Raw genomic sequence first — 15,380 nt, 5'->3', positions numbered from 1 at the left:
CCTTAATGAAACAACTGTTTCTGCAGTAAGAAACAACTGTTTCATTAGGGAGAAACACTTCTTTGTAACTAGCCGCTTAGAGAGTGACTCCGGATTTGAAGATGGCAATTTCCCGGTATCCTTTCCTTTCGTTGTTTATGGAACGTCCTCCGGCAACTTCCAGTATGAATCGGATAAACTGTCCGCTGAGGGTTTCCATTGATTCGCCTTCCACTAACGTTCCGGCATTAAAGTCAATCCAGCCGGGTTTGTTTTCCGATAGAGTGGTGTTTGTCGATATCTTGACAGTAGGGATAAAGGTTCCGAAAGGCGTTCCCCGTCCGGTGGTGAAGAGCACCATGTGGCAACCGGAAGCTGCCAATGCAGTGCTGGCTACCAGGTCGTTGCCCGGGGCGCTTAACAGGTTCAGTCCGCGGGTGGTTAGCCGGTCTCCGTACATGAGGACATCTTTTACTCCGGATTTGCCGGACTTTTGCGTGCATCCTAATGACTTTTCTTCCAGTGTGGAGATCCCTCCGGCTTTATTTCCCGGTGAGGGATTCTCGTAGACCGGCTGCTTGTTCTCCAGAAAATAGGCTTTGAAATCGTTAATCAGACGGACGGTCTTATTGAATAACTCTTCTGTAGCGCAACGGTTCATCAACAATGTTTCCGCACCGAACATCTCCGGGACTTCCGTTAAAACGGTTGTTCCTCCCTGTGCAACCAGGAAGTCGGAGAATACGCCCAGCAACGGATTGGCCGTAATGCCGGAGAAGCCGTCCGAACCACCGCATTTTAGTCCGACGCGCAGTTCGCTCATGGGAATGGCTGTCCGTTTATCGGCTGAGGCGATTGTGTATAATTCCCGCAGGATATTCATTCCTTCTTCGTGTTCATCCTTTACCTTCTGGCAAACCATGAAACGAATGCGTTCGGTATCATATTCTCCCAGAAACTCACGAAAAGCATCCGGTTGGTTGTTTTCACAGCCCAGACCGATGACCAATACAGCACCGGCGTTCGGATGTTTTACCATGTTCCGGAGGATTTTGCGGGTATTCTCATGGTCATCGCCTAGCTGGGAACATCCGTAATTATGCGGGAAAGCTACGATCGCGTCTACGTTTTTTCCTTCCGTTTCTCGTCGGAGAGCTTCTGCCAGCTGGTTAACAATGCCGTTTACGCAACCGACTGTCGGGATGATCCATATCTCATTGCGTATGCCAGCTTCGCCGTTTTTACGCAGGTAGCCGTTAAAAGTTAAGCCTTTGTCGGGAATATGCAATGTTGTATCCTGCGGTTGCCAGGTATAATCCTGTAACCCGTCCAGATTTGTTTTTATATTCTTCTCGTTTATCCAGGTTCCGGTAGGGATATCAGATCGGGCGTGTCCGATAGGGAAACCATATTTAATAATATGATCGCCGGTTACAAAATCTTTCAAAGCCACTTTGTGTCCTGCCGGGATATCTTCCCGGATAATGACTGGGCGATCGCCCACTGCTATCTGATCTCCGGTCGATAGTGGTTCTATGGCTACGACGACATTATCGGCCGGATTTATTTGGATATACTTTTTCATCAGAGAATATCTTTTACTACTTCTCTCATACCTTTTGCCTGAATCGCATTCAGGTAATGAATAACCCGTTCTGTCAGTCCGGGAATCCGGTTGAGGTCTTCGCCCCAGATTTCTTTTGTTGCCAAAATGTTTTCAGCCACAGTCCGTGTAGAGTTAGTTGCCCAAAGTTCCTTTATCAGACTTATCGTTTTCGGATCATCGTTGGGGACAATCTCAGTTCCATCTGTACGTTTACCGCCTTTGTAATAGGTGAGGATCGCCGCCAGTCCCAGTACAAGCCCTTCGGGCAAAACACCTTTGCGTTTCAGATATTCTTTCAGTCCGGGCAGGTCGCGTGTCTGGTATTTCGGAAAAGAGTTCAGCATGATGGAAGTGACCTGGTGGTTGACAAACGGGTTATTGAAGCGGTCCAGTACATCGTTCGCAAACTGTTCCAATTCTGTTTTAGACAGGTTCAGTGTTTCCATCAGTTCCTCAAACATCACTTTCCGTATATATTTTCCGATCACATCATCCTGACAAGCATCCCGTACGATGTCAATTCCGGAAAGGAAAGCGACAGGCGAGAGAACGGTGTGCGGTCCGTTCAGCAAGGTCACTTTTCTTTCGTGATAAGGGGCTTCGGAAGGCACGAACAGCACATTCAATCCGGCCTTGTCTGCAGGAAATTCCTGGGCTATTTCCTGTGGGGCTTCAATCACCCAAAGGTGGAATATTTCGGCTTGTACTACCAGATTGTCGTTATACTGTAATTTCTCTTTGATAGCATCGATCTCTTTTCGCGGGAAACCGGGGACGATACGGTCGACTAAAGTGGCATAAACGCCACAGGCTTCTTCAAACCAATTTCTGAAGTCTTCACCCAATTGCCAGAGGTCGATGTATTGGTAGATTGTCTCTTTTAATTTGTGTCCGTTCAGGAAGATCAGTTCGCAGGGAAAGATGATCAACCCTTTGTTCTTATCTCCGTTGAATGTTTTAAAACGGTGGTAAAGCAATTGTGTCAGTTTACCGGGATAAGAAGAGGCAGGAGCATCATCCGGTTTGCAGGATGGGTCGAAAGCGATACCTGCTTCCGTTGTGTTGGAGATCACGAAACGCATCTCCGGTTGTTCAGCCAGTTGAATGAATGTTTCGAAATCGGTGTAAGGGTTCAGTGAACGACTGATCACGTCGATCAGTTCAAGGCTATTGATCGTTTCTCCTTTGTCCAATCCCTGCAGGTTGACATGATACAGGTTATCCTGTTTGTTCAGCATGTCGACCATTCCCTTTTCAATGGGCTGGACAACAACAACGCTACTGTTGAAATCCGTTTGGGTATTCATGTTCCGGATGATCCAGTCAACGAATGCCCGGAGAAAATTACCCTCTCCAAACTGTATGATACGTTCCGGCCGGGTAGTGACCGGAACGTTCTGCCTGTTTAATTCTTTCATTTTGTTTTTATCTGTTTACGACGAAATTCCGTATCTGGCATTCCGTTCCTAAAGAATCGGGATTCTTTTCTTTAGAGATACGAAGTACCAGTTTATGAGCTGTATCGTCTAATTCTGTTTCCAGCATATATACCCAGGGGATATAAAGATATTTACTCCATTCGGTAAATGTATCGAGTTTTTTGAATGGGGCACCGTCGATGCTGTATTCAAGGATACCTGCTGTCGGACCGGGGGTACAGAAGATACCGATCGCTTTTCCGGTGAAGTCGAGCGTCAGCTTATCACCCGGACGGGTTGCCTCCAGCATGGGGATATCTACGAAACCTCTTCTCTTTTCATACGTATTATCCGCACGCCAGGAAGGAACGTATTTCCAGCCTTTATTCAGTTTGGCCTCTTTCAGGTCGATGAAGTCGCCACCGTAATAACTGTATGCGTCGAGCGGTTGTTCCGGTATTTCATGGGCTACGACCGGCATGTCAGGAGTGATCCCTTTCCACATCGTATCGAACAGGTGGTTGATTGCCGCTGCATAGAATTTATGTCCGAACGGCAGCGGGTGGGTTCCGCCGAACTGTTCCCAGGTAAATTCGCCGTCCTGCATCCGTTCGCCTATTTCCTGAACAAGGTTGACAGACGGGATCAGATAGTGGTTTGCCACCCGTTCGTGATTCAATATTACGTCCGGTTGCTGTTTTTTTGCAACCATCGGGATAAACGGGTCATAGATGAAATGCAACATAACGATATCCATTTCCGGATTGCTTAGTAAAGCATGGCGCACTTCGCCTTCCATTCCGCGTACCTGTTCTAACGGGGTGAAATGGTTTGTATGGTCATTCACGGCCGCTTCAACGAACAGCAGATCGATCTTTCCTTTTGACAGAATATCGTTTTGCAGGCGGAAAGATCCCGGTGTGGTTCCGGTAGAACCGATTCCGGCCTCCACAAACTCGAAGGTCGTATAAGGGAAACGTTGTTGCAGTTGTTTTTCGATCATATTCTTCCAGCCGTTCATCTCTGTGATGGAACCGCCCAGGAATGCAACACGTGCTTTACGTTCTTTCTCAAACTTGACAAACGAGTTCTGCAGGCTGCCGCGCACGTTGTAATGCAGATATTTCTCATATTCCGGCTGATGGCGGAGAATGAAGTCCACGACCGGTTCCGGATTTTCCAGGCTATGTGGGTGATGGTCTACTCCCGGTTTGATGATCACTTCTACCGGACCGCCCAGTGCCAGGTAACGAGAACGTACTATGTCCATATTCTCTTTGAACGGAACGACTTTGTCGGCATCTCCACAAACGCTGATGATTGGAATACCGGCTTTTGCCAACGGTTCCAGGTTATCGACCGGGTTGCCTTTGAACGAATTCATTTCTTCGTCTGTCAGGTTCCATTCTTTCAGCAGGTCATTCCATAACTCTGCATTTTTCCTTCCCGGCCAACTGAAAACGTTACAAACCGGAGCATCTATATAAATGCAGGCGATTTTATCCGTATTTTTACTTGCCCAGTTCAATGCATATAAACCGCCACGGCTGAATCCTTCCAGAGTTACCTTCGGAGAAAGTCCGTAATATTCTTTCATATATTGATAAAACTCTGTACCGAGTGCCACTGCACGCGGGTTTCCGTAACAATGTGTCACATCATAATAGGCCACATGAAATCCTTTTTCCAGCAAAGCTTTGTCTACACTGGGAAATGCGTTGAAGAAAGCCGGACGCCATATCCACGGGTTACCTTTGGCAGCCTGTTTAGGCACTACTACGATCGCATCACGTCCTTTAAACCGGAAATCATAGCGGTCGCATCCGTTCCATTCGCTCTTGAGCCCGGGGAAAGCCTGCATCTGATGAGATGTATCTTTACCCGTGATCGCTTTGTAAACGGTTGCGGCAATTTTATGTGCACCGGTTGGATCGGGATGGACATTATCCGGAAAATGTTCCTGCATGCCATTTAATGCCGTATGCAAATCAATGATCGGTAGTTTATTTCTTTTCGCCACCTGTTCGATCACAGGAATAACACCGGCAGCAATGATACTGTCATTGATACTCGCATTGCTGACATAGGCTTTGGGAGGGTAACAGAGATAGATTTTCGGTTTTGAAGGGATTGCCTTAAACGCATTGATCATTGTCTGGATATCTCCGGGAAGTCCGGCCTTGTATTTCCAGTTGAATGATTTGGAGTCGTTTGTTCCCAGTTTGATCACAACGATGTCGGGATTATAACTGAGGGCGTCTTTGAACATTTGTTCCTTCATGTAAGGATAATCTCCTTTCATTAGCATGGTACGGGCACTGAAACCGAAGTTGCGTACCTCATAGTCTTTCCCGAGCATTTGTCCGAGTACTGACGGATAACTGTCGCGGTCGCGGTTGGCTATCCCGGCTCCGAATGTAATACTGTTTCCTACACATGCCACCCGAATTACTTCAGCGGCTTCCTGCGCCCAGCCGTTCAGGCTGACGATCAGAAATAATACGATTAGATTGATTAGCTTTTTCATTGTAACTTATCTCGATTCTTGATTTATATCTGTCAAATATGGTAAAAGCCTTTACATAACTTTTACAACAAAGTTTTTTTCATATCAAATTGTAATTCCGCGAAGGTAATTATTTTTTTAATATGTCAGAACTTTACAAGAATACGAAATATTTTACCCGGGTCGGCACTCCATTTCTGCATGGCGGCAAAGGCCTCTTCCGGTGTTACTATTTGAGATATCAAATCCTCCCGTGGACAACTGTCTTGCTGAAGATAGCGGACTACAGCCCTGAAATCTTCCGGTAGTGCGTTGCGTGAACCCCGGATATCCAATTCTTTCTGTACAAAATATTTAGTCTGAAAGGTTACTTCGCTTTTAGCATAGCCGATACATACTACTCGTCCGGTAAAAGCGACTTCATTTACAGCCATTATATAAGTAGCAGGACTGCCTACAGCTTCGATGACTACATCTGGTCCCAGCCCCTCTGTTATTTCCAGCAAACGTTCATGTATATTTTCTGTCTGTGAATTGATGGTGTAACGGGCACCGATACGTTTGGCTAGTTCCAGCTTCTCATCGTCCAGGTCCATGGCAATCACTGTCGCTCCCCTTAAAGCAGCACGCACGATTGCCCCGCAACCGATCATGCCACAGCCGATGACCAGCACGGTATCGATGTCGGTGACCTGTCCGCGTGAGACTGCATGAAATCCTACGCTCATCGGTTCGATCAGGGCACAGTCGCGGGGTGAAATACCGGGAGCCGGAATGACCTTCTGCCAGGGTAGTGCAAGATATTCTCCCATGGCCCCATTACGTTGTACGCCGAAAGTCTCGTTGTGCTCGCAGGCATTTACCCGTCCGTTGCGGCAGGCAGCACATTTTCCGCAATTCGTGTAAGGATTGACTGTCACGCTCATGCCCGGTTCGAATCCGCCAGGAACCCCGGGACCTACACTTTCGATCACTGCTCCGACCTCGTGACCGGGAATGACCGGAAGCTTTACCATCGGGTTACGTCCCAGGAAGGTGTTCAGGTCGGAGCCGCAAAAACCAACAAATTTAATTTTCAGGAGGACTTCACCGCTCTTTGCCTCCGGCTTCGGTATGTCGACTACCTGTAATGCTGCGGGAGCGGGAATTTGTATTGCTTTCATATACATTATATATATATATTATAAATTAATCGACAACTTTATAGCCTTTCCATCCGTAGTAGGCACAGAAAAGAAAGCAAACCAGCGGAATCAGATAAGCGATATAATAGACTGCTTCGAAATGATGCATCACATAAGCTGTCAACTGCGGCAGACAGGCATTTCCGACAATTGCCATCACCAGGAAAGCCGAACCGCTCTTGGTATTATCGCCCAGCCCTTTCAAAGCCAGTGAGAACTGTGTCGGATACATGATCGACATAAAAAACGATACGGCCAGCATCGCGTATAATCCGACCATGCCGCCACATAAAGCGATCACTCCGCAAAGTATGACATTGAGTAGTGCATAAACCAGTAACATATCCTGTGGCCGGAAGCGGACCATCAACAGGGTGCCGATCCACCGTCCCAGCAGGAAAGCCAGCATATACAGGCCGAAAAAAGTAGTAGCAACCGACTCCGATAATCCCGCATAACTACAGCAGTAAACCAGAAAAAGACTGTTGATCGCTGTCTGTCCTCCGTTATAAAAGAATTGTGCGATTACTCCCCAGCGCAGATGCGAGCGTTTCAGTACGCCGAAGTCGATTAGTTTTCCCTCTTTCTCCCCTTGATGCTCCTCATCCTGTATACGGGGGAGTTTCGAGACAATGAAAACAACTGCAATGATCAGTAATAAAAGTGCTAATATAAGGTAAGGCTGTTTCATCGAGTCCGTCTCAAATTGAATGTAAGCATTCCAACCGCCGGGATAATCGATAGGGAGGGTTTCGCGGGTGTAATGATTTCCGCTTAAAACCAGTTTGCTGAGGAACATGGCAGAGATAAAGGCTCCTAATCCATTGAACGACTGTGCCAGGTTTAACCGTCTGGGGGCCGTTTCCGGATTTCCCAGTACCGTTACATATGGGTTGGCTGCCGTTTCCAGAAAACACATACCTGTTGCGATGATGAAGAAGATACTTAGATAGGCCCAGTATTCCTTTAATATGGCGGCCGGGAAGAACAGTAATCCTCCGAAAGCAGCCAGAAGCAGTCCGAAAACGATTCCTGCCTTGTAGCTGTAACGTTTCATGAACATGGCGATCGGGATCGGGAAGATGAAGTAAGCCAGCCAGTAAGCCGTTTCGGTAAATGACGCCTCGAACGGGTTCAGTTCGCAGGTTTTCATCAGCTGCCGGATCATGGTCGGCAGCAGGTTGCTGCTGATCGCCCACAAGAAGAAAAGGCTGAATATCAGAGCCAGAGGCAATGCGTAATTTCTTTGTTTCATAATATATCGTATTAGGGTGTGTTCATTCGGACATATTTTTGATATAAGGTAATTCGATAAGTTCTCTGAATCCGTAGAAAGAGGCGGCATTTTCTCCCAGGAAGCGGTCTTTCTCCGATTCAGACAGTTCATTGGTTTTCAGGATAAAATCGTACGACATCCTGTAAGTAATAGCCGTGATCGTGCGGGGATAGTCGGATCCCCACATCAGTTTATCCATACCTATCCGATCAGCAGCTTCGCGTATCGCTTTAACGGCGCCGGGGAAAGGATAAAATTCGTCGTTGAACAACCAGGTAATACCGCCGGATTCGATACGGACGTTCGGGTAGCGGGCCAGGCTGATCTGCGCCAACCAGTTCGGCCGGGTAACCATACCGAAATGTCCGATCGCAATTTTTAATCCGGGGCATTCCTGTATCACCTCTTCCAGTTCACCGGTCTGGCTGTCACCATCAGCCAGGTCGATGGAGAGGATCATATCGTTGTTTTCCATAAAACGAAACATTTCCATCATTTCGTCACTATTCAGGTAGATTCGTCCTTCTTTAAGCAGGAGGCGCTGTGCCGGAATCTTGATTGCCCTGAACCCGCGTGCTGCCAGTTCACGTGCCTGTGCAGCATAGCCGGGGCGACGAAATTCGCAGAGGCCGCAAACAAAGAACCGGTCGGGATACCGATTGGCAACCTCCAGTAAATAATCATTTTGCATGCCGTCGATAAACTCTTGTGTAATAACGGCAGCCGAAACCTGTGCATAGTCCATGTTCGACAGAAATATTTCCGCCGTATTCCTGCCGTCGATGATAAAGGGAGGGATCATCTGCCGTATTTCGCCCATGAAGAGTGAACGTCCGTTGGCAAGTGTCCGTACCGGCATTCCATCGACTACAGTGTCCTGTTGAAGCCAAAGATGCGAATGGGCATCTATAATCTTTCTGTTCATGAGTTACTCCAGCTTATACGTTTCTGGTCGCCGATAATCTCCTGTACTTCGTGAACCAGCTCCCAGTCGATCGGTTCTTCTATATATTGGATGTTTTTCCGGACGTTATCCGGGTTTGCCGAACTGAACAGGGTTGTTGCGATTCTCGGATTGCTTACGGAGTATTGCATGGCCAGCTTTTCAATCGGATAACCTTTTGAAGCGCAGTGCTGCACCGCTTTTTGGCAGGCTTTAACCAATGCCGCCGGTGCCGGATGCCAGTCGGGAACACCCCGTTGTGACAATAATCCCATGGAAAGGGGGGAGGCATTGATGATGCCGATCTGTTTCGATTCGAAATAATCGAAATAGTCGGCCAACTTATCGTCGTTCAGGCAATAGTGGCAGAAATTGAGTATAGTCTCTACCGTTCCTTCCGGCACACGGTCGACTACCCATTGCAGGTTTTCCAGTTGCAGGTCGGTGATACCGACGTGTTTCACTATCCCTTTTTCACGTAGCTCCACCAATGCGGGTAATGTTTCGTTTACCACCTGGTTGAGGTCGGCAAATTCGATGTCGTGAACGTTAATCAGGTCTATGTAGTCCAAGTGCAGGCGTTCCATACTTTCGTAAATGCTTTCGGTGGCCCGCCGGGCAGAATAATCCCAGGTGTTCACACCGTCTTTACCGTAACGCCCTACTTTAGTCGACAGCAGGAAATGGTCGTGCGGAATATCTTTCAACGCTTTTCCTAATACTGTCTCCGCCTTGTAATGCCCATAATAAGGAGAAACGTCGATAAAGTTCATCCCGTTTTCAATGGCAGTGAATACAGCTTTGATACTTTCCGCTTCACGGGTTTCGTGAAATACGCTTCCAAGGGAGGATGCTCCAAAACTTAGTACGGGAACTTTCATCCCGGTTTTTCCGCAATATGAGTACTTCATGGTTTAAATAGATTGAGTTTGCAATAGTCCAAAAGTATAGCTTTTATGTATTGATTATAACCGTTTTGTACATAAAAATCTACGCAAAGGTTTGCGTGGCAGGTCCTGTCGGATCGTTATTATCCCGCTATGAGTATTGCATATCACAGTTGCGTTTCTTTTGTTTCACTATTGGATTCCGTTTGTTTCACAGATGGATTTCTTTTGTATCACAGCTGTGATACGAATAAAGAATCGGGTATAAACGGCTCGATGTCGGTATACGATAGCATCTATCTCGGAGGTAATCGCTTGTATCTGCCGGAAAAAATATATATTTGTCGGACCTAATCGGATTTGTGATGCCTAAGAAAAGACACATATCATTGAAAGACCTGGCGAAAGAACTGGGTGTTTCCGTTTCTACCGTATCCCGTGCGTTGAACGACAGTTACGAGATCGGTCCTGAGATGAGGGAACGTGTGAAGGCGCTTGCCGAAGAATGGAATTATCGTCCGAACCCGTTTGCCCTTAGCCTGCTGAAAAATACACCGCGTATTATCGGCATTATCGTGCCTGATATTGTCACTCATTTCTATTCATCGATCATCAGCGGCATCAATGACGTGGCGCGTAAGAACGAGTATTCCGTCATTATTACTTCCTCCTATGAACAATACGAACAGGAAGTGCATTGTGTGGAGGACCTGGTGAATATGCGGGTGGAGGGGATATTGGCCTGTCTATCTCAGGAAACGACCGATTACGCTCATTTCCTTTCTTTGGAGGATATGGATATCCCGCTGGTCTTTTTCGACCGTGTCTGCCTGACGAATACGATCCCTTCGGTTGTTGCCGATAATAAGGAGTCGGCGCGGGTGGCTACCTGTCACCTGTTGGAGTCGGGTTCGAAACGGGTGGCTTTCCTGGGTGGTTCCGATCATTTGGCGATCGTCCAACAACGCCGTGACGGGTATGTAGAAGCTTTGAAAGAATATGGCTTACCGGTGGAGGATGACCTGATTGTTTGTAAAAAGATGACTTATGAGGAAGGACGGGAAGGATGTAACCGGTTACTCTCGTTACCGCAACCGCCGGATGCTATTCTGGCAATGAATGACACACTGGCTTTTGCTGCCATGAAAGAGATCAAAAAACACCAGCTCTGTATCCCTGCCGATATTGCCCTGATCGGATACACCGACGAGCTTCACTCCAACTATGTGGAACCGGCCCTGACAGCCGTTACCCATCAGACCTATAAGATGGGGGAGGAATGCTGTAACCTGCTTCTCAAACAGATCAAAAAACGGGAGAAGCCCCGGCAGATTGTCGTTCCTACCCATTTATCAGTACGGGAAACTTCCCGGAAGAATATGAACACAGTCGGTATTCCCTCATCCCTCGTTTGAAGCACCTTGGTTCTGCTTCTCAAAGTCTTTCGGTGTCATCCCGAACTGCTTCAGGAATATCTTACTGAAATAGGAAGGAGAGTTGATGCCGACCAGATAACAAATTTCCCCGATCCGGTGCTTGCCGTCGAGTATCAGTTCTGCCGCTTTCTTCAGGCGGATGAGGCGGATAAAGTCGTTGGGTGACAGTCCGGACAGAACCTTTATCTTACGCAACAGGCTGGAACGGCTCAGGAATAATATTTCTGCCAGTTTCTCTACGCCGAAGTTCTCATCCGTGATATTTTTGTGAATAATAGCGATGATCCGATCCATAAATTCTTTATCGGCCTTGTTCATCTGCATATTATTGACCGGGAAGAACGGACGTTTGGAGAAAGCCTCGCGTTCTTTTTGACGGTTGTTCAGGAGGGAGAATATCTGTGTCGCCAGGTAATTGAATGAGAATGGTTTCTCTACATAGGCTTCCGCACCCAGGCGCAGGCCGGTGATCTTGCTGTCGAGGTCATTCTTGGCTGTCAGGAATATGACCGGGATATGGCTGAGTTCAATGTCCGCTTTCATCTCTTTGCACAGTTCGAGACCGTTCATGACGGGCATCATAATGTCGCTGACGACAATATCTATATGATGTTCGCGCAAGATTTCAAGTGCCGCCTTTCCGTCTGGAGCAGTTTCCGTGATGAACAGTTCCTGTAACTTTTCGGAAAGGAACGAACGCATGGTTTCGTTGTCTTCTACGAGCAGGAGCGTATAGTTCCGGCCTTCGGCGTTGACAGTGGTACCTTCTTCAGGGAAAATAAATTCTTCCTGAATAACGGCGCTTTCCTGTTGCCGGACTTTTTCCTGGACAAGAGGTAGTGTCAGTACAAATGAATTACCGTTAACTTCGGTGTCGAGCCAGAGCTTTCCGGAGTGGAGCATTGCGAGCGAGCGGGCTAACGGCAGACCGATACCGGCACCGGTCGATGCTCCCTCTTTCTTATTGATCTGATAGAAAGGTTCGAATATCTGCTGGCTGAGTTCGGCCGGTATCCGGTTCCCGTCGCTGGTGACACGGATACTGAAGGTCGTTTCTTCCTGCCGCAGTTCGATCCGGATCGTATGGGCTGAATATTTCAGGGCATTGTTCAGCAGGTTACTCAATATCTTGGTGACGGCTTCCTGGTCGATGGCTGCCGTGATTTCTTCTTCGGGAATATCGACGGATAATTCCTTATCCTGTTGTAGGATGGTCGGTTCGAAGCGTAAGATCGTATCTTTCAGCAACGTCGTGACGTTCACCCAGGCAAAATCCATTTTGAACTTATTGGCGCCGACTTTCCGGAAGTCCAGCAACTGCCCGGTCAGTTCGAGCAGGCGTTTGGTGTTCTGGGCAATTACGGTTAGGTTACGTGTGATCTTGCTGTCCTGGATATTCATATCGAGGATTGTCTCCAGCGGACCGTTGATCAGTGTCAAAGGGGTACGTACCTCATGGGCGATCTCGGTAAAAAACTCCACTTTGGCTTCGTAGAGTTCCTTTTCTTTGGCTATTTCGAAAAGTTTCTGCTTTTCTTCCATCTGCCGTTCCTTACGCCGTTTGTACCAACGGAACCATCCGTATACCAGGTATAGTACCAGTATCGTATAGACAAAATAGGCCCAGGTAGATAACCACCAGGGGGGTAGGATGGTGATGCGGAGCGATGTGGCCGATTGACTGTCAGCCCCTTCATCCTGCGTCGCCTTGACATGGAAGATATAATTGCCCGGAGGAAGTTTGGCATAGGATATATTCTGATTGCTGTTCGACTTTACCCAATTATGGTCCAGCGGTTCCATCTTATAGAAGCATTCCTCGCTGCGTGCCGACGAATAGGATGGTATAGCCACGTCGAAACTGATGTTCGACTGGTCGTAGGGCAATACGATCCGGTTCGTATGCAGGATACTTTTACTCAACGGCGAGCGAGGGGTATGCACTGTTACTTCCTTATTATATATGCTGAATTTAGTAATATAAACCGGCGATATGAAATCGCTCTGCTGGTCATCGTCCGGATTGAAGGCGATCAGCCCGTCGATCGTCCCGAAGTAGAATTTCCCGTTGCTAGCCTTCACCCCCGAATTGTAGTTGAACTGGTTGCCGATCAGTCCGTCCTGTACGGTAAATACACGGATATCACCGGTCTCCGGTTTAAATTTCACAAGCCCTTGGTTGGTACCGAACCAGAAATTGTGATTTTTATCTTCCAGTATCTTATAAGCTACATCATCGGGTAATCCCTGTTCTTTGGAGAAGGTGGTGAAATTATCGTCGGCTTCATTATACCGGCAGATGCCACCCCGGTCGGTAGAGAACCATATCTGCCCTTTGCTGTCCTCCATAACGGAACTGACGGAATTTGAACTCAGGCTGTTTGCATCTTTCGAGTCGTTAAAGTATTTCTTGAACGAGTTGTCTTCCGGTGTGTATTTCCATACGCCGCTTCCCATGGAAGCAAGCCATATCCGTCCTTTCTTATCTTCCTTCATACATACGATCCAGTCGAGCCCTATTTCCGGTATCCGGGTAAAAACCGAAGAACCGGCCTCTGCTCTGGATAGTCCCCATGCATTCCCGACCCAAAGGCGCCCCTTGCTGTCGATCAGCTGGGAATAGACGCTTTCTTCATCGAGATTTAATTGCTGGTGGGTGTAGTGTTTGATCGAATGGTCGGATATGTTAATAATGTCCAGCCCGTATTTGAATAAGCCGCAGTATACTTTCCCGTCGTGGATGCTCAGGGATTGAGTCATGAGATGGTTCTTCCTGTCGGAAGCCGGATAGTCGATCTGCGTTACTTCGCCGGTTGCCGGATTCAGAATATTGATGCCGTTATCTTCCGTTCCGATCCATATATTACCGTCGGGAGCTTCCGCAATCTCACGGATACGCCGCGTATTGAGCGATTTTTCCGAACTGGAAGGTACATATTTCTCAAACAACAGTTTATGATTCGGCAGGTAGTTGACACCCCCGAACTTAGTACCGAGCCAAATCCCGCCTTCCCTGTCTTTATGAATGCAGAAAATGATATTATCAGAGAGGCTGTAGGAATGCATCAGGTCTTCTTTCAGATGAATCACCTCTTTGTTCTCTTCATCGACAATGAACAGGCCGGCGTGTGAGCAGACCCAAAGTCTTTTCTTATCAAAACAAACTACATCACGTAATATCGTATGATGCACGCCCGGTGCTTTCACTGTTTGCAGGACGTTGGTAGCCGGATTGTACTTTTTCAGTTCGCCGTCATGGACTGCCAGGGCGATCCAGTCACCATATTCGCACATGGCGAAGATATGTTCTCCCATCAGGGTATTACCCTCTTTGTCGGTATGGTATTGGGTGAATGAATCCGTTTTCGGGTCGTAACGGAAGATGCCGACTCCTGTTGTCCCGATCCACACTTCTCCGTTTTCTCTTACACAAATGGCTCCGGGGCTTTCCCGTTTGATATTGTCTTTATTGGTGATGGCATAATAATATAATTTCTCGTCTTTATAACGGAATGCACCCTGGTCAGGGATCAGTATCCAGATATTCCCTTCGTGGTCGGAAGTGATTTTAGCTACCCAGTTGAACATTTTCTCTCCATTCTCTGCTTCCATGTCAATGAAAGAGAATATGTCATGGACCGGATCATAGATATATACACCCCGGTCGGTGCCCACCCATAACTTCTTATTTTCATCTTCGAAAAGGGCGGATATATTGTGATTGCTTGTCCCTGCAATATAATCGTCGCAATTGATCGTACGTATAGAGGTTCCGTCATAGCGGTTCAGTCCGTTCTTCGTTCCGAACCACATAAAGCCGTAACTGTCTTGCAATATTACTTTTACCTGACTTTCTGATAAACCGTCTTCACTTGAAATATGTGAAAAGTAATAATTGAATGGCTTTCTGTTTGCGGCATATAGCCCGGACAGACAGAAAATCATTAGCAGAAGGTATAGAATAGATTTTCTCATAAAGACAGCCTGTAATGTGTTGTGTGTTTTCTTCATACAAAGATGATGAAAAAAAACATAGCACCCAACTCTCTATGAAATCATTTCCTGATTATATTCTCGTATTACTGTATGTTTCCAATTAAATGTAAATAATCGTGTATTCGCACACACAATATGCTTTGTAATTA

9 protein-coding genes are annotated in these 15,380 nt (G+C 47.1%); 1 reads left to right on the top strand and 8 read right to left on the bottom strand.

Going from position 1 to position 15,380, the window contains the following annotated elements; translation table 11 throughout:
* Positions 1–76: 76 nt before the first annotated feature.
* The 7 genes from IEY67_RS19450 to IEY67_RS19420 all read right to left on the bottom strand — a co-directional run bounded on the left by IEY67_RS19450 (position 77) and on the right by IEY67_RS19420 (position 9,823).
* Entirely contained in the window at positions 77–1,564 is a 1,488-nt protein-coding gene (locus tag IEY67_RS19450; protein WP_373292269.1) for a UxaA family hydrolase, read from the bottom strand.
* Positions 1,564–3,003 (bottom strand): tagaturonate reductase, encoded by a 1,440-nt coding sequence (locus tag IEY67_RS19445; protein WP_183671911.1) that lies wholly within the window; start codon positions 3,001–3,003, stop codon positions 1,564–1,566. Before IEY67_RS19445 ends, IEY67_RS19450 begins: the two co-directional genes overlap by 1 nt.
* 7 nt (positions 3,004–3,010) lie before the next feature.
* The gene (locus tag IEY67_RS19440; protein WP_183671910.1) at positions 3,011–5,530 is read right to left on the bottom strand and encodes a GDSL-type esterase/lipase family protein; all 2,520 of its coding nucleotides are present in this window, start codon (positions 5,528–5,530) and stop codon (positions 3,011–3,013) included.
* A gap of 125 nt (positions 5,531–5,655) precedes the next feature.
* On the bottom strand, positions 5,656–6,672 hold the full coding sequence (locus IEY67_RS19435; protein ID WP_183671909.1) for a zinc-binding alcohol dehydrogenase family protein: 1,017 nt from the start codon (positions 6,670–6,672) through the stop codon (positions 5,656–5,658).
* A 25-nt stretch (positions 6,673–6,697) separates the two neighbouring features.
* Complete coding sequence (fucP, locus tag IEY67_RS19430; RefSeq protein ID WP_183671908.1) at positions 6,698–7,948, bottom strand: L-fucose:H+ symporter permease; 1,251 nt, start codon at positions 7,946–7,948, stop codon at positions 6,698–6,700.
* A 22-nt stretch (positions 7,949–7,970) separates the two neighbouring features.
* The gene (locus IEY67_RS19425; protein WP_183671907.1) at positions 7,971–8,894 is read right to left on the bottom strand and encodes an amidohydrolase family protein; all 924 of its coding nucleotides are present in this window, start codon (positions 8,892–8,894) and stop codon (positions 7,971–7,973) included.
* Entirely contained in the window at positions 8,891–9,823 is a 933-nt protein-coding gene (locus IEY67_RS19420) for an aldo/keto reductase (protein ID WP_183671906.1), read from the bottom strand. Before IEY67_RS19420 ends, IEY67_RS19425 begins: the two co-directional genes overlap by 4 nt.
* A 341-nt stretch (positions 9,824–10,164) precedes the next feature.
* On the opposite strand from IEY67_RS19420, the gene IEY67_RS19415 reads away from it, so the two are divergent.
* Complete coding sequence (locus tag IEY67_RS19415) at positions 10,165–11,214, top strand: LacI family DNA-binding transcriptional regulator (RefSeq protein WP_183671905.1); 1,050 nt, start codon at positions 10,165–10,167, stop codon at positions 11,212–11,214.
* Here IEY67_RS19415 and IEY67_RS19410 read toward each other — a convergent pair.
* Positions 11,200–15,210 (bottom strand): hybrid sensor histidine kinase/response regulator transcription factor, encoded by a 4,011-nt coding sequence (locus IEY67_RS19410; protein WP_183671904.1) that lies wholly within the window; start codon positions 15,208–15,210, stop codon positions 11,200–11,202. The genes IEY67_RS19415 and IEY67_RS19410 overlap by 15 nt on opposite strands.
* Positions 15,211–15,380: the final 170 nt, after the last annotated feature.

The sequence above is a fragment of the Parabacteroides faecis genome (genome assembly GCF_014647375.1).
Taxonomy (GTDB): Bacteria; Bacteroidota; Bacteroidia; order Bacteroidales; family Tannerellaceae; genus Parabacteroides; species Parabacteroides faecis.
This window is presented reverse-complemented; position numbering and strand designations above follow the sequence as displayed.